The following is a 16544-nucleotide window of genomic DNA, read 5'->3' on the forward strand; positions in this document are numbered from 1 at the left end:
CAGATCGTTTAAATGAGAGGCCTTTCGGCAGCTTATCATGGCTGAATATTCCGCTAAACAAATATTTATTTGGGTTTTGGAAGTTAAACTATTATTCTTTAGGTTTATACCACCCAATTATAATACCCCTTACTTGAAAAAGGTTTTTGCGATAATGATGCTTGCTGTGCTCGTGTTTAACATGGGTGGGTATATGTTATTGTTTCAATATTTTATAAATGAATCTGACCAGTTTGCCAACGAACAAATAAGCAAGGGTTTTTATAAGCCCGAAGAATTGGTAGAGATCAAAATACCTGTACGCATGCCTTATGTGCAAGAGCAGCGCCAATATGAAAACATTTCCGGCCAGATCCAGTTAAGAGGCAACTGCTACAACTATGTGGCCCTTAAAATGACCAGGGATACCATGTATGTGAAGTGTATACCAAATTACGCCAAAACCAAACTGGTAAATGATAATGTTATTACCGCAAAAGAGGTAAGCGACACTCCGCTTTCCAAAAAGAACCAGCTGCCGCTTGTTAAAAAAACAGGCCTCGATAACGATTATAATTACACTGTTACTTTATTTGACCTTTCGGTACCTGCAAAAGCAATCCGTTCACAGCTTGTTTATATAGCTCCAAAAACATTGCATACTTACCTGTCATTGCCGGCCCAACCACCTGAGGCCCGGGTATAATCCAATCTTATAATTCACGGGAATGTATTTTGGCGCGGCTATAAGCCTGTGCCTTAACTTACATGCTTTTTCCATTGCTTATTACCATAGGCGGCAAACTGCTGTAAGCATTCCCACATCCTTTATTATTTTATTGAATTTTATGCCTTACATCACACTTGAAGATCATCTGCCGGGTATTACCGGCCTTTTAGAATATAGCAAAGGTACCGCACAGCCTATCCGCGATCTGACACAATTTTTATTGCGCGGCCCCTCTACACTTACCGAGGCGGAGCGCGAGCTTATTGCCACCGTTGTATCCTATGGTAACGAATGTACTTTTTGTACTACTGCCCATACCGCCGCTGCCGACCTGTTAGCAGGCGAGACCCAAACGGCCGAAAAGGTTAAGCAAAACATTGATACCGCACCCGTTAGCGAAAAAATGAAAGCGCTTTTAACTATAGCCTCATTAACCAGGCAGAGTGGTAAAAGCGTTACAGCAGATGTAGTAGAGCGCGCAAAAGCAGCCGGCGCTACCGATGTAGAGATACACGATACAGTTTTAATTGCCGCCCTGTTTTGCCTGTACAACCGGTATGTGGATGGCCTTGGCACCGCTTTACCTGCCGACCCTGCTTATTACAATGTTTTGGCCGATAGGCTTGTTAACCATGGCTACACCCGCCTGCCGCAGGGGTATGGCCACCTTAAAAAATAACAACCACTTAATTTAAACTCAATCACAGTGAAAAAACTTATACTCATCATTATGTTACTAACATCCTTGCATGTATTTGCCCAGGATATTAAAATATCCGGTACGGTAAAAGATGCCGCCGGTAACCCGGTTAGCAATGCTGCCATTAATGTTAAAGGCAAAAGCGTTGGTACAAGCACAAACTTGGCCGGCTTGTTTACCCTGCATATAAAAAACATCCAATTACCTTTTACCATCGTAATATCCGGATTGGGTTACGAGGAGCAGGGTGTACAGATAACATCTGCCATGCAAACCGTTAGCGTATCATTGCCCGTAAAAACCACCATGCTTAACGAGGTGGTTACATCGGCAACACGTGTAAGTCAAAGCAGCTTGCAATCGCCGGTAAGCGTCGAAAAAATGGGCCAGCGGGCAATAAAAGAAAACCCTTCGTTCACGTTTTACGATGGCCTGCAAAGCCTTAAAGGCATGGAAGCCGTTACCAGCAGTTTAACCTACAAACAAGTGAATACCCGCGGCTTTAACAGTACCGGAAATTCCAGGTTTTTACAACTGGTAGATGGTGTAGATAACCAAACCCCTGGCCTAAACTTTTCGGTGGGTAATCTTTTCGGCGCGTCTGATCTGGATATCGAATCGGCAGAGGTGATCCCCGGCGCGGCATCAGCCCTTTACGGCCCGGTTGCTTTTAACGGTCTGTTATCTATAAAAACCAAAGATCCTTTTAAATACGAGGGGCTTGCCGTGCAGTTAAAAACAGGCATAAACCATCTTGGCGAAACCGGCAGCAGCGCCAAAAGCCTCAGTGACTTTGCCCTGCGTTATGCAAAAGCTTTTAATAACCGTTTTGCGTTTAAACTCAACGCATCATACCTAACCGGTACAGATTGGTATGCGAACAATTATACCGACGTCAGCGCTACCACACCTCTTGCCAGCCGCGGCGTTAATAACCCCAATCGCGATGCTTTAAATATTTACGGCGATGAAGTGTCTCAAAACGTACCCGGCGCGGGCGTTGTATCGCGCACCGGGTACGAAGAAAAAGACCTGATGAATTACAATGTTTACAGCCTGAAATTAAACGGCGCTTTGCATTATAAGATCAGTAACGATATCGAAGCCATTTACCAATATAATTATGGTCGTGGTACAGCCAGCTATACTGGCAGCAGCCGTTTTGATCTGAATAATTTTGTGTTGCAAACACATCGTTTAGAGGTTAAGGGAAGCAATTTCTTTATCCGCAGTTATGTAGTTGGCGAAAACTCGCACGATTCGTACAACACCCGCTCACTGGCGCAATTCATAAACCGCGATTGGGTACAAGACCTTAGCGGAAACACCGTATCGCCTGCAAATGCCGATGCAACCTGGTTCACCCGTTACGGTGCTGCATTTAACGGCAATGTTGGTAGCGTTACTGCCGGCAATCATGCTGCAGCCCGCGCCTTTGCAGATCAGGGCAGGTTTATACCCGGGAGCCCTGCTTTTGCCCAGTCTAAAGATGTATCTATCCATAATTATGGCTTAAGTGGTGCAGGCGTATTTAGTAACAGTAAATTTTACCATACCGATGGACAGTACGATTTTTCGAAAGCCATAAAGGTGTTTGAACTATTGGTTGGCGGCAGTTTCCGTAAATATAAAATGTTCACCAATGGCAGTTTGTTTGATGATAAAACCAACAAAATAAAAATTGATGAATATGGTTCGTTCCTGCAGGCAGGCAAAAAACTGTTTGATGATAACCTTAAATTAACAGCCTCTATCCGTTATGATAAGAACGAGAACTTTAAAGGTAGCTTTACCCCACGTTTTTCGGCTGTTTATACCGTTGCTAAAACACACAATTTTAGGGCATCGTACCAAACCGGTTTCCGTAACCCAACCCCTGTTGACCAATTCATCCACCTTAATGTTGGCCCTATTACCATTTTGGGTGGCGCGCCAAGTAATAGTGTAGGCTTAAACGCTTACGAAAATACTTTTACTTCGGCATCGGTAAATGCATTTGGCGCGGCAGTTGGTGCTGCTATTGGTGGCGGCGCTACCCCACAGCAAGCTGTTTTTCAAAACAAGGACCTGCTTGTAAAATCAAATGTTGCCTATATCAAACCAGAACAGCAAAAGGCATTTGAGATTGGTTATAAAAGCTTAATAAATGATAAGCTTTTGGTTGATGTAAATTATTATTACAGCAAATACACAAACTTTATTTTAAACACAGTTGTGTTAAGGCCAACCGCCCCGGTATTAGGTGCCGATGGCAAAGTTAATCCTGCCGCAGCCGGTGAGGTAGCTAACCGTACGGTTAGCGCGTTCCAGCTTTACACCAATGCATCTGATAAAGTATCTGCACAGGGTGTAAGCCTTGGTTTAACATATTTGTTAGATAGGGGATACATAGCAGGAGGTAATGCAACGCTTTCCTCATTTAACCTGGGCACCGCAAATATTAACAACATTGCCCAATACAACACGCCAAGGTACAGCACCAACGTAACTTTTGGCAACCCCAATATTGGCAGCGGCTATGGCTTTAACCTGGCATGGCATTATCAAACTGCGTTTGATTGGTATGGCACTTTTAATGGTGTAAGGCCGGGCCGTATAAACGCCTATTCGATGGTTGATGCGCAGATCAATAAAAAACTACCACGTGCCAACACTACTATTAAACTGGGCGGTAGTAACATATTTAACAAATACATTTCGCAATCGTATGGCTCGCCCGCAGTAGGTGCTATTTATTACGTAGCCATTGTGTTTGACAGCCCTTTAAAATAACAGAATCATGAGCACAATAACAATTGACCAGCCAATGGATATATCACAGTCAAAAACAAGTACAGCTTACCTTACGGTACTGTTTATAATTTGCTTTGTAAGCAGTGTATTAGGCGGCGCAGTTTCAACATTAATGTCTGTTTATCTCCCTGTAGTTGTTAAAGAATTACAGGGAACGCTAAACCCAAACGAATTAAACAGTGTTAGTGGTTTCATTAATGCCTTATTCATATTTGGGTGGGCCATTGGTGGCTTTACCTGGGGCGTTATAAGCGACAAAATAGGGCGTAAGAAGGCATTGCTTTATGCCATTGGCTGTTATGGCTTTTTTACCATTTTAACCGGCCTGGTACCACAGTGGACAGGCGTTTTAGTATGCCGTTTTATGAGCGGTTTTGGTGTGGGGGGTGAGCTTGTAATTGCTTTTACCCTCATCAGCGAGGTTTGGCCTAAAAAAAGCAAAGCGGTTATTACTGGTATTTTATCCATAGCGTTTCCCGTAGGTATTTTCTCTGCCGGTGCTATTAACTATGTGGTATCATCATGGCGCGAAGGTTTTTTTGTGGGTGCAATACCGGTAACCTTAGCTATATTGGGCGCGTTCATTATCAAAGAATCGGGCGTGTGGCTTAACCACAAACAACAACCACGGGCGGGTACCAACTCCTTATTTTCGCCGGCCAACCGACGCGAGATTGTAGTAGGGTCGTTAATGTTTGGCACTATGTTAATAGGTTTATGGGCCATATTCTCGTGGATGCCTACCTGGATCCAGAGCCTTATTGCAACCGATGCGCCAAAGCAACGTGGTTTAAGTATGATGTTTTTGGGCATGGGCGGGCTTACCGGCGGCTTTTTTTCTGGCTGGCTGGTTAATCTGTTGGGTTTAAGGCGCTCCATGATGCTTTGTTTTACCGTTTGCGCCATTTTATCGTTTGTACTGTTCAAGACAAACACTGTTTTTTCGCCGGTTATTTATATTGAGATAGCCGTTATGGCCTTGTTCTTTGGGGCAAGCCAGGGCGTGTTATCGGCCTATATCCCGCAATTGTTCCACACAGGTATAAGGGCGACAGCAACCGGTTTTTGCTTTAATATTGGCAGGTTATTTACCGCAACGGCAGTATTGTTTATTGGCGTATTGGTAACCACCTTGGGTGGGTACGGCAATGCGATCTTCATTTTTTCGCTCGTGTTTGTGGTGGGGTTAATCGTGATGTTTTTTGTAAAGGATAAAACTGGGACAGCAGCAATAAGCGAAGTGAATATTTTATCAGATAACAACTAAAAAAATAAAAATATGGCACATATAAATGTCCCCGAAGGCGTACCCGGCATACGGTCGCTGGTAATGTTCAGGCCCGAAACAGGCAAACACCTGTACGAACTGGCCGAGGTTTTATTACGTGGCGAATCGCCGCTGTCACAAGCCGACCGCGAGCTGATAGCCGCCTATGTATCATCCCGTAATAACTGTATGTTTTGCATGAACAGTCATGCTGCTGCTGCCCGCTGCCTTTATGGCGAAGATGATACGACGGTTGACGATGTTCTAAAAGATATGCAACAGTCTAATATCAGCCCCAAAATGAAAGCCTTATTAAATATTGCAGGAAAGGTGCAAATATTAGGTAAGGAAGTGAAAATCGAAGATATTGAGGCCGCCCGCGGTGAAGGGGCTACTGATAAGGAACTGCACGACACGGTACTAATAGCGGCATCATTCAGTATGTTTAACCGCTATGTAGATGGGTTAGCCAGCTTAACCCCGACAGACCCCGAGGCATACAAGGAAATGGGAAAACGCATGGTGCAGGGATACGCTTTACCAACAAAACAATAAATAACATGGCACACATCGAACTAAATAACGACTTGCCCGGCATCCGCGGTTTAATGGCCTATCGCCCCGAAACCGAGAAGGTGCTTAACGCCCTTGCTGAAACTTTGCTACGCGATGATGACAACACCCTTACCCGTGGCGAGCGCGAGCTGATAGGGGCATATGTATCCTACCTTAACGATTGTTTTTTTTGCCAGAACGTTCACGGCGCTTTGGCCGGTCACTATCTGGGCTGCGATATCGACCAGATAGACGCTATTAAAAAGGATTTTTACTCAGCTGATCTTTCGCCTAAAATAAAAAACCTGCTGGCTATAGCTGCCAGCGTACAAAAGAGCGGTAAAAATGTAACCACCGGGCAAATAGAAGCTGCCAGGAATGCAGGCGCCACTGATAAAGAGATACATGATGCTGTTTTGATCGCCGCAGCCTTTTGCATGTTTAACCGTTATGTGGACGGCCTGGCAACCTGGGCGCCACAAGACAGGCAATTTTATGTAAACCGCGCGCCGCAACGTGCCCGGGAGGGTTATCAGTCAAGCGTATATAAATAATCATCCACCTATCTGTAAATATCATGGTCACGTATTAATTGTATTTAAATAAAACGTTACGTATTTTAAAACACCCTGTAAATCAGTTTATTTACAGGGTGTTTTTATTTTCAGACATGTGCAGAATATTGTGGATTCGCAAAACTTTAGAGCTACATTCAGTGCGTCTTTTTAAAATTGGAATAACTATTTTTTGTGGATTTCACTTTAATTTTCCAATTTGCTTTCAGTTACCCCTAAACAATGCAAATAGCAGTTCAATTATAAACTTCCATGTATATATATAATAGTTTAGATAATAAGACTACAAATTGAATGAGATACTTTTGAACGAAACCAGAACCTGATCATCAATGCGATGTCACCACAATATGGTCTGACCGGGAAAGCGGCATCAGCCATGCACATGCATGCCAATCTATTACCCCAGATTAAGCAGGCTATCGCCTCATATCATCACTCTGTTTGCCAATAGCATAACCAATGCGGCGGGGCACGCTGGAGGGAAGACCACATTTGATGAGTAAAAGCAGAAGGTTATGTTAAATGGGAAGGTTTAGACATTGAATTATGAAAAAGAATTTATTGCCGGCCAGTTTTTTATTATTGTTTCTATGTGCTTTTGGCCGGCAACAACACTTGCGCCGCTTTGAGTTGAATGGTTATGCACAGGGCACTACTTATACTATTGTGTATTACGGGGCCGATAGCCTGATCAGCTTAAAGCAAACTGACAGCCTGCTACAGCGGTTTGACCAATCGGTATCACTTTACCAGCCTAATTCGCTGATCAGCCGTTTCAACTATTCGGCAAAAGGCATCCGCATAGATGAAACTTTTAGGGTGTTGATCAATCGCGCTCTTCAGATCAGCCGCATGACCGGGGGACTGGTAGATCCAACAGTAAAACCCCTTGTTGATGCATGGGGATTTGGTGTGATGAAGCCCACGCATGATCCGGGTAGGGAAGAGGTGAAAAACTTGCTGCAGAATGTAGGTGCAGATAAGATCAGCCTGAAGAAATATTTTTTGTATAAAAGCAGTCCCGGCGTACAATTGGATCTGAACGGTATTGCCCAGGGCTATTCGGTAGACCTGCTGGCATCGTTATTGGAGCAACATCACATCTACAACTACCTGATTGAACTTGGCGGTGAGTTGCGTGTTAAAGGACATAAGCCCGGTAACGAACCTTTTAAGATAGGCATAGAAGGTATCAGCGATGATGATCTTAACCCTGCACCCATGCGTAGAGTGATTGAGCCAGGCGATGGTGCTATTACCACATCGGGCAATTACCGTAAGCATCATGAAGCGGGCGGTAAACAGATTGCACACCTGATGAACCCGTTAACAGGTTATCCCGTGCAGAACGAGATGATCAGCGTTACGGTTTATGCCAGAGACGCCATCACTGCCGATGGGTATGATAATGGTTTTATGGCTATGGGTTTGAAACGTACGCTGACCTTTTTAAGCAAACAAAAAAAAATGAGTGCTTATATCGTATACCGAAGGGCTGACGGTGTTATTGCAGATACGGCAACTGCTTTTTTTAAAGGATATAAAAAACAAAACTGAAAGATGGAAAGAAGGACGTTCTTAAAAAATACCAGCCTGTTAACCGGCGGGTTGTTTATAGCTAATAATTTAAGTGCCCTGCCACCAGCAGCCGGGCCGGTAAAAATAGCAGTGGTTGGCTGCGGAGATCGCGGCACCGGCATTATCCATCTGCTCAACCAGATGCCCGATCTGTTCCGCGTGACCGCCATATGTGATGTACTCAGTTTCAGGCTTACCGCGGCACAAAAACTAAGCAAAACCGGCGCCTGGAAAGCTTACGATGACTACCGGAAATTATTGGATGATAAAGAAGTAGAAGCAGTAATAGTTGCCGTGCCGCTTAATATGCATTACCCAATAGCAACAGACGTCATCAAGTCAGGCAGGCATTTATACCTGGAAAAAACGATGACCTATAACATCGAGCAAGCGCTTAAATTGGTCAGCCTGATGCACGGGCGCAGTAATCAAGTGCTGCAGGTAGGCCACCAGTACCGGTATTCACCTTTATATTACCGGGTTAAAGAGATGATCAATAAAGGATATCTGGGCAAAGTGACACAGGTTGATTGCCGCTGGGACCGTAATGGCAACTGGCGCCGTTCAGTGCCTGACGCTGCTTTGGAACGGGCCATTAACTGGCGTATGTATAAGGAATATTCAGGTGGGTTGGCGGCCGAGCTGCTTTCTCATCAAATAGATTTTATTAACTGGGCCTTTGATACACATCCGCAGGAGTTTTTTGCGACCGGCGGAATAGACGTTTTTAAAGATGGCCGGGAAACTTATGATAACGTGCAGTTAATGCTGCACTACCCCGACCTGGGCCTGATTGGCAATTTTGGCGCTATGTGCGGTAATGCGCATGACGGGTATCTTTTTAAAATTAAAGGGACCCTGGGCATGGTATCGTTACTAACAGACCAGGGGATGTTTTATCCCGAAAAAAAGCTGCTGAGCGAAAAAGGAACCGTAGATGGTGTAACCGGTGCAACGCGCATTGTATGGAACAAGGAGGGTGGCACACCTATTTTGCCAGAACCTACTAAAGATGGCACATGGTATGCTTTTAACGATTTTTATAAAAAGATACAAAATAAAGAACTACCTGACAGTAATGTGTTTACCGGAGCGCGAACCGCTATTAGCGTGCACCTGGCCAATGAGGCATTATACAACAAAAAGATCAGTAACTGGGATAACAGCTACAAGCTCGATTAAGGATCAAAGGCTCCGGGCAACCAAACAGAGGTTGCCTGGAATCAATTGTCTATCTACTCGGTCTGGCACTGTGCATCCGTTTGAGCTCTATATTGTCCGCTGTATTCTTGTGAAGCCTATCGGGTCAGCTTAATTTATTTATAATACTTAATATAAAACGAGTGCCTCTCGCTACGAAAAATCATATAACGCTACGCTGATTGACCTATCTGGTGGATTGGTATATAGTATTCCTCACCCTTATTCATTACATTTGCCGGGAAATAAGTTCTTTACTTTCCTTCATCAACCGGTATAGGTTTTACTTAATTGTAGATTAATAGGGAACCGTGTGCAAATCACGGACTGTCGCGCAACTGTAAGTAACAATAAAAGGTTTTTGCCAATGATATCCACTGTCCCGATATAGCGGGATGGGAAGGATGGCAAAAATGTTACAAGTCAGGAGACCTGCCATACTGAATTGACAATGCTTTCGCGGTATGAAGCAGGGTCTGGTCTGATGCGTTTGTGTTATAAGCATCTGCTTAACAATTGCCTGCGCGCGCTCCTTTCCATTTTTCTTATCCACAGCATTGCGAAGTTTAGCTTAAGAGCTTTTAACGGAATTATTTATTTAATCATTAAAAGAAATGCTAACACAAAATCTCGGCTATCCGCGTATTGGCAGCCAGCGTGAGCTAAAAAAAGTCTGCGAGAATTACTGGGCAGGCAAAACAGGACTGAAAAATGTCCAAATTGTGGGTAAAACGATCCGCCATGAAAATTGGCTGCTGCAAAAAGAGGCCGGTATCGACCTGATTCCCTCTAATGACTTTTCATTTTATGATCAGGTCCTGGATCATTCCTTTATGTTCGGAGCCATCCCTAAACGTTATCATCACGTTATCCAGCAGGCTGGTAATGAGGAATTAGACCTGTATTTTGCAATGGCCAGGGGCTATCAGAAAAACGGCCTGGATATTACGGCCATGGAAATGACCAAATGGTTTGATACCAACTACCATTATATTGTACCAGAGTTCTACAAGGATCAGACGTTTAAGCTATTCTCCACTAAAGTTATTGATGAATTTTATGATGCCAAACAATTAGGTATCATCACTAAACCAGTATTGATCGGCCCGATATCTTATCTGTTATTAGGGAAAGAAAAAGAAGCCGGGTTCCAAAAACTGGACCTTATCAAAAACCTGCTGCCGGTTTATTTTGAGATCATCAATAAATTGAAAGCTTTGGGCGCGGAATGGATACAATTCGATGAGCCTTTCCTGACGCTCGATCTGTCTGAAAAAGAAAGGCAAACTTATAAAGATACTTATCAGCAGATCCGTAAAGAATTTCCTTTCCTAAAAATCCAAGTCGCTACCTATTTTGAAAGCTTGGATAATAATACCGTGCTGGCTGCTTCTTTGCCGGTGGATGCGCTTCATATTGACCTGGTACGTGCACCGCAACAACTCAATGAGGTAATCAATGCCTTATCCGGAAAAACTATTCTGTCATTAGGTATTGTAGATGGCCGTAATATTTGGAAGAATGATTTTGAAGCATCGCTGGCAGTTATTATGAAAGTGGTTGAAAAACTTGGCGCTGACCGGGTGTGGATAGCGCCGTCGTGTTCGTTGCTACATTCGCCCTGTAACCTTGACAACGAAACAGCAATGACCGTCGAGATCAAACAATGGCTGGCCTTTGCTAAGCAAAAAATAAAGGAAGTAGTGCTGCTGAAAAATATTGCCTTGGACAGCGACAGCAACCAGCGTCAATTGGCCGAAAATATACTAGCGAACACGAACCGCAAAAGTTCCGCACTAATTCATAATCCGGCAGTCAAACAGCGGGTTACGATGATCACCGATAATGACGCGCAGCGTCATTCAGCATTCCCGGCACGTAAAATACAGCAACAGAATTTATTGCATTTGCCTCTGTTTACGACTACCACTATCGGCTCTTTCCCGCAAACTACCGAAGTACGCAGCTGGCGCGCTAAATTCAAAAAAGGTGCTTTAACCGAAGCGGAATATAACCAGCTCATTGAAGACGAAACCGAAAAAGCGGTGAGATGGCAAGAGGAGATTGGCCTGGATGTATTGGTGCATGGTGAGTTTGAACGGAATGATATGGTTGAATACTTCGGCGAGCAGCTGGAGGGCTTTACCTTTACGCAAAACGGCTGGGTGCAAAGTTACGGCAGCCGCTGCGTAAAGCCGCCGGTCATCTATGGCGATGTTTCCCGCCCCGAACCGATGACGGTGAAATGGTCAGCCTATGCACAGTCTTTAACCAAAAAGTGGATGAAAGGGATGCTGACCGGGCCTGTTACCATCCTGCAATGGTCGTTCGTGCGCAATGATCAGCCACGCTCGCAAACTTGTACGCAGATCGCTTTAGCCATCCGCGATGAAGTTGTTGACCTGGAAAAAGCAGGCATCAAGATCATCCAGATCGATGAGCCTGCCATTCGTGAAGGTTTACCGCTACGTAAAGCCGATTGGCAAGCTTACCTGGATTGGGCGGTCAAGGCATTCCGTATTTCGGCCAGTGGCGTGCAGGATGACACGCAGATCCATACACACATGTGCTATTCAGAGTTTAATGATATTATTAAAAGCATTGCTGATATGGATGCCGATGTGATTACCATTGAGACTTCCCGCTCACAAATGGAATTGCTGGATGTGTTTGCTGATTTTAAATATCCAAATGAAATTGGGCCGGGCGTTTATGATATCCACTCGCCGCGAGTACCCAACCGGGAAGAAATGATAGGCCTGCTGAAAAAAGCGGAAGCGGTAATACCCGACAGTCAGCTTTGGGTAAACCCGGATTGCGGTTTAAAGACCCGCGGTTGGGATGAAACCAAAAAAGCTTTGATTGAAATGGTAGCCGCTGCGGCAGCAATGCGTGAAACAGTCAACGTTTAAAATTTAACAACTGCCGGGCAGCCAGAAACTGCCCGGCTTATTAAACAATCATAGCATACCGCGAACTAAACATTATCCCCGCTGTCAGGCACCATTTGAATGTAAGGTCAGTGCAGCGGCCTGGTCTTTAACGAAGAGGAGTGGAACTATATCCGACTGACCTATCCCGGTTGTCTTTGCCGCCACTATTGATATTCGCCTTTTAATTCTAAAAATTCAAGACTGTTTTTATCTATCACCAAAACAGCCGGATTACTCTTGGTAAATGTTGCTTTGATGATAGCCGTTTTTCTACTCCCAACGCGGTTATTGGTATGGTGCGTATGAAAAACATAATATAGCTTACCCGAATTGCTTGTGAAAAAATCGCCATGCCCGGTTCCATTTTGCCCTATAAGCGTCCTGCTCAATATAGGATTTTTCTCGTATTTTTTCCATGGCCCCATAGGCGACCTTGCCGTTGCATATCCTACCGCATAATCAATGTTCCTGAAATCATTTGCCGAATAAAACAGGTAATAAAGATTATTATGTTTCATTACTGTTGGCCCTTCGGCAACCGGCCATTTTACTTTTTCGGTGTTTTCCCAGGGAGCCTCAGCGCTGATACATTCTTTAGTGCTATTTTCTTCTATATCTGACAGGTCGCTTTTTAAACGGGCAACAAATATGCGGTTGCCATCTTGCAGGCGAACATGATACAGATATAAACTACCATCGGTATCCTTAAAAATATAAGGATCTATTTTTTTGCCGTCACCTGAAATGGGCTTCATCACCTTTTGGGTAAAAGGGCCTAACGGACTATCGCTTTCTGCAATAGCAATGTGCTCATCAGCAGTATATGCCATGTAATATTTACCATTATGCTTAAATATCTGCGGAGCCCAAAAACCCTTTGTGCCATAGCTGTCGCCTTTTAAAAGCGCGTGGCCGTTGCGTTTTCCAACCGGGCCACTCCAGTTCTTTAGATCAGCCGACTGATATACCCAAAAACCATCGCGGCTGCCTGTACCGTATAAATAATACATACCATTATCTTTAAAAATGGTAGGGTCTGCCAGGCATATGGTATCTGCCGGTAAGTCATGTCGTTCTGCGTTTGTAGTTATTGCTGAAGATGACAACGCTGATAAAGCGCAGCAAAAAATTATTAATAGTTTTTTCAACTGATTTTATTTTTAAGGTTATTCCAGGTTTCCAAAACGTATTTGTATGTTATTGCCTCCTTCGGTTCGCTGAACCCTAAAAACAAAATTGTTAGCACTTTTTTCATAGGTTCATTACCAAACAAAACTGCCCACGGCACCGGCGCTTAATTTGTAAGCAGCTGCTTTGCCTTTATAGCTAATATTAAATGAGCCGCTATTTTTGCCATTGTTTATCACTATCAATACCTTTTTGCCCTGAGGTGTCTTGAAAGCAACGTTCACAAAATCGCCGCTAATGTTTGATGCAATACGTACCGATCCCTGGGGCACAAATTTTGAAGCATGGCCAATAATATAATAAGCAACATTGCGGGTAATATTATTTTCGACCGTGATGGCGCCTAAACACTCTGTGCAGCCACCGGGCGTATGCGGCGAATAGGTTGAATCTGCAGCCAGGTTCCATTCCAGTACATTGCGCGACCAATTACGTGTAGCACCTATAATCAAGTGATTAATATGCCAGTTTAAATTGCTTGCAAAATCACCCGGGGCACCTACCCACTGTTCGGTAAAGTAAATATTCTTGTCGGGATAAGCATTATGCACTGTTGTAAGTGCCTCTATCTTTCCGCCATATAGGTGAAAAGCAGAACCGTCTACGTATTTCCGCGCTTCCGGGTCTTTTAAAATGTCTATAGGATAATCCGGTCGGTCGGCATTGTGATCATAAGTAATTATCTTGGTTTTTACACCTGCCGCTTTAAATGCAGGCCCCAGGTTATTTTTTATAAACTCTGTCTGCTGCGCCGCCTCCATTACCATGCTTGGGTTATTCTTAGGGTTAAGCGGTTCATTTTGCGGTGTGATAGCGTCTATATTAATATGTTCCGCTTTCATCAACTGGATATATTTTGTTAGGTATTGCGCGTAAACCTGGTAATATTCCGGTTTTAAACTCCCGCCTTTTGATGATTCATTGGTTTTCATCCATGACGGTGCTGTCCAGGGGCTACCTAATATTTTAATGTTAGGATTAATTTTCAGGATCTCTTTTAACAGTGAAATAACATCAGCATCTTTTGCTAAACTAAACTTACTCAGTTTAACGTCTGTTTGGCCTGCCGGCATATCATCATAGGTAAAAACCTCGCTGTTAAGGTCAGACGCACCAATACTGATACGTAGGTAACTTATACCAATACCATTCCCTTTGGTAGAAAAAAGCTCGTTTAACAGGTGTTTCCTGGCCTGTAGCGGCACTTTATTAATAAGCACAGCGCTACCCCCGGTAAGCGTAAAGCCAAAGCCATCTATCTGCTGGTATTTTTGGTTTTCATTTACAGTAATAGTAGGGTAACTGTTATTTAGCTTGCCAAAAGTTAACGGAGCGGCCTGTTTCTGCAATAAGGCAGACTGATCTGGACGGGTGATCCAAACATTTACCTTTGCAGGTTTTATGGGTTGCCCCTTGTTTTCCTGCGCCTTGATAGCTCCGCTGCTAAAAGCGGCTATTAGTAATGTAGTTACAAATATTGATTTCAAAATGAGTGGTTTAGTTGGTAATAAGCTTTAAAATTAAAAAAAGGGCGGGAATATATTCCCGCCCTTTTTAATTAATATCCCGGGTTTTGTGTTAAAGCCGGATTGCGGTTTAATTCTGTCTGCGGAATTGGCAACAACTCCTTCTGAACAGTCATATTATAATTTACTTTTTGGCCGGTAACCAGGTTGGTTTCATTCAAAGCATTCATTACTGTTTCTGCCCTGCCGTAACGAACCAGGTCATCCCATCGCTGGCCCTCTTGTGCCAACTCCAGGCGTCGTTCTTTCTCAATAGCAAGGGCCATAGCAGCTTGCGATGCCGCAGGTGTATTTCCTAAGCCCGCACGTGTACGGATCTTGTTCACTTCGGTAGCGGCCTCACCGGTACGGCCAAGTGCATTTAAAGCCTCGGCTTTTAGTAAAATAATATCAGCTAACCTTAACATATATTGTCTGCTGGTACTGTTACCGTTTACCAGGTTACGTTGTTTGTATGGGAACGGGACAACACCGTTAATAGTTGCAGACCAATATTCATCAACCCAGGGCGCTTGTTCAAAAAGCATGGTTTGATTTTTACGCACCACATCGCCCTCACTGTCAAACGCGTTGGCCAAATCTTTTGATGGGGTTATAAATTTCCTCCAGGTGGTACTTGTAATAGATGGCGGCAATAATAACGATGGCGACCAGTTGCCTATAGTTGTACCATTGAACTGTGCTTCCAGTATCGACTCAGAGTTGTTATAATGGTTGTCGTCGAATAAGTCGCTATATTTTACCAGTGCATAACCGGCAGGGCTGCTTATTACCGCATCGGCATAAGTAAGCACTTTATTATAATCGCGATCGGGTTTTTGAGCGTATACCTTTGCAAGTAATGCGTTGGCCGCGCCCTTGGTTGCACGGGCTTTGTTCACACTTGCATCACCATAACTATCTGGCAATACTCCCGCGGCATCTGTAAGGTCGGTGATGATCTGGGTGTATACATCGGCTACAGAAGCGCGTGGTATATTAATGTCAGCCGGATCGGTAGTAGTTACCGGTACGGTAACCAGCGGCACGCCACCCCAGTTTTTAACCAGTTGAAAATAGTGGTAAGCACGCAAAAATTTGGCCTCGCCAACTATCTCTGCCTTGCGGTCGGCAGCTAAACTTGGGTCGGTAATTAATGGCACACGCTGAATAACAGTATTTGCCTTTAATATTCCATTGTAAAGGTTGCTCCAGTCGCCGTATACCTTACTGTTGGTAGCGGTTAATGTAAGGTTGTCGTACTGAAAGAAATCAGGGTTATCGCCACCTGCATAATGGTTATCAGACCTTACATCACTTGTGTAAATATTATCCCAGATGTAGTAATCTGATCCTACAAAAGTATTGTAAGCACCTGCTAAGGCTGCTTCTGCCTGTGATGCGGTATTGTACGAGTTGTTTACTGTTGCATCGGATATAGGCTGCAGATCAAGCGATTTTTTACAGGATGCTGCACCGACAGCCAGTGAGGCAGCCAGGGCGTATCTAAAAATATATTTTGTTGTCATTTTTTTACG

The 16544-nt window shown here is 44.0% G+C and carries 12 protein-coding genes and 1 riboswitch; of the genes, 9 read left to right on the plus strand and 3 right to left on the minus strand.

The annotated features are described in order from the left end of the window. Positions 1-37: 37 nt before the first annotated feature. The 9 genes from WC743_RS02815 to metE all read left to right on the plus strand — a co-directional run bounded on the left by WC743_RS02815 (position 38) and on the right by metE (position 12292). Complete coding sequence (locus tag WC743_RS02815; RefSeq protein WP_373010240.1) at positions 38-685, plus strand: hypothetical protein; 648 nt, start codon at positions 38-40, stop codon at positions 683-685. Between the two features lie 142 nt (positions 686-827). After that, the gene (locus tag WC743_RS02820; RefSeq protein WP_373010241.1) at positions 828-1388 is read left to right on the plus strand and encodes a carboxymuconolactone decarboxylase family protein; all 561 of its coding nucleotides are present in this window, start codon (positions 828-830) and stop codon (positions 1386-1388) included. A 27-nt stretch (positions 1389-1415) separates the two neighbouring features. Further along, a complete protein-coding gene (locus tag WC743_RS02825; protein ID WP_373010242.1) occupies positions 1416-4181 on the plus strand; it encodes a TonB-dependent receptor domain-containing protein in 2766 nt (921 codons plus the stop codon). A gap of 7 nt (positions 4182-4188) precedes the next feature. Further along, on the plus strand, positions 4189-5469 hold the full coding sequence (locus tag WC743_RS02830) for an MFS transporter (RefSeq protein WP_373010243.1): 1281 nt from the start codon (positions 4189-4191) through the stop codon (positions 5467-5469). A 12-nt stretch (positions 5470-5481) separates the two neighbouring features. Next, a complete protein-coding gene (locus WC743_RS02835) occupies positions 5482-6024 on the plus strand; it encodes a carboxymuconolactone decarboxylase family protein (protein ID WP_373010244.1) in 543 nt (180 codons plus the stop codon). Positions 6025-6029: 5 nt separating this feature from the next. Next, positions 6030-6578 carry a carboxymuconolactone decarboxylase family protein gene (locus WC743_RS02840; RefSeq protein WP_373010245.1) on the plus strand — a complete coding sequence of 183 codons (549 nt, stop codon included), beginning with the start codon at positions 6030-6032 and terminating at the stop codon, positions 6576-6578. Positions 6579-7148: 570 nt separating this feature from the next. Continuing rightward, on the plus strand, positions 7149-8159 hold the full coding sequence (locus WC743_RS02845) for an FAD:protein FMN transferase (protein WP_373010246.1): 1011 nt from the start codon (positions 7149-7151) through the stop codon (positions 8157-8159). Positions 8160-8162: 3 nt separating this feature from the next. Beyond that, positions 8163-9362 carry a Gfo/Idh/MocA family protein gene (locus WC743_RS02850; protein WP_373010247.1) on the plus strand — a complete coding sequence of 400 codons (1200 nt, stop codon included), beginning with the start codon at positions 8163-8165 and terminating at the stop codon, positions 9360-9362. Between the two features lie 279 nt (positions 9363-9641). Continuing rightward, a riboswitch (cobalamin riboswitch) is annotated at positions 9642-9835 on the plus strand. Positions 9836-9994: 159 nt separating this feature from the next. Continuing rightward, complete coding sequence (gene metE / locus WC743_RS02855) at positions 9995-12292, plus strand: 5-methyltetrahydropteroyltriglutamate--homocysteine S-methyltransferase (RefSeq protein ID WP_373010249.1); 2298 nt, start codon at positions 9995-9997, stop codon at positions 12290-12292. Between the two features lie 185 nt (positions 12293-12477). Here the strand turns inward: metE and WC743_RS02860 are convergent, their stop codons facing one another. From WC743_RS02860 to WC743_RS02870, 3 genes are all read right to left on the minus strand, one after another. Beyond that, positions 12478-13461, minus strand: coding sequence for a glycoside hydrolase family 43 protein (locus WC743_RS02860; RefSeq protein ID WP_373010250.1), 984 nt, complete (start codon positions 13459-13461; stop codon positions 12478-12480). Positions 13462-13575: 114 nt separating this feature from the next. Beyond that, positions 13576-14988 (minus strand): glycoside hydrolase family 30 beta sandwich domain-containing protein, encoded by a 1413-nt coding sequence (locus tag WC743_RS02865; RefSeq protein WP_373010251.1) that lies wholly within the window; start codon positions 14986-14988, stop codon positions 13576-13578. Positions 14989-15059: 71 nt separating this feature from the next. After that, entirely contained in the window at positions 15060-16535 is a 1476-nt protein-coding gene (locus WC743_RS02870; protein ID WP_373010252.1) for a RagB/SusD family nutrient uptake outer membrane protein, read from the minus strand. Between the last annotated feature and the right edge of the window lie 9 nt (positions 16536-16544).

Origin of the sequence: Mucilaginibacter sp., assembly GCF_041660805.1 — a bacterium.
Classification (GTDB): Bacteria; Bacteroidota; Bacteroidia; order Sphingobacteriales; family Sphingobacteriaceae; genus Mucilaginibacter.

Bases quoted from the DNA above. Each gene is read 5' to 3' on its own strand.
- WC743_RS02870 (WP_373010252.1), bottom strand. From the start codon at position 16,535: ATGACAACAAAATATATTTTTAGATACGCCCTGGCTGCCTCACTGGCT.
- WC743_RS02815 (WP_373010240.1), top strand. From the start codon at position 38: ATGGCTGAATATTCCGCTAAACAAATATTTATTTGGGTTTTGGAAGTT.
- WC743_RS02850 (WP_373010247.1), top strand. From the start codon at position 8,163: ATGGAAAGAAGGACGTTCTTAAAAAATACCAGCCTGTTAACCGGCGGG.
- WC743_RS02820 (WP_373010241.1), top strand. From the start codon at position 828: ATGCCTTACATCACACTTGAAGATCATCTGCCGGGTATTACCGGCCTT.
- WC743_RS02840 (WP_373010245.1), top strand. From the start codon at position 6,030: ATGGCACACATCGAACTAAATAACGACTTGCCCGGCATCCGCGGTTTA.
- metE (WP_373010249.1), top strand. From the start codon at position 9,995: ATGCTAACACAAAATCTCGGCTATCCGCGTATTGGCAGCCAGCGTGAG.
- WC743_RS02830 (WP_373010243.1), top strand. From the start codon at position 4,189: ATGAGCACAATAACAATTGACCAGCCAATGGATATATCACAGTCAAAA.
- WC743_RS02835 (WP_373010244.1), top strand. From the start codon at position 5,482: ATGGCACATATAAATGTCCCCGAAGGCGTACCCGGCATACGGTCGCTG.
- WC743_RS02845 (WP_373010246.1), top strand. From the start codon at position 7,149: ATGAAAAAGAATTTATTGCCGGCCAGTTTTTTATTATTGTTTCTATGT.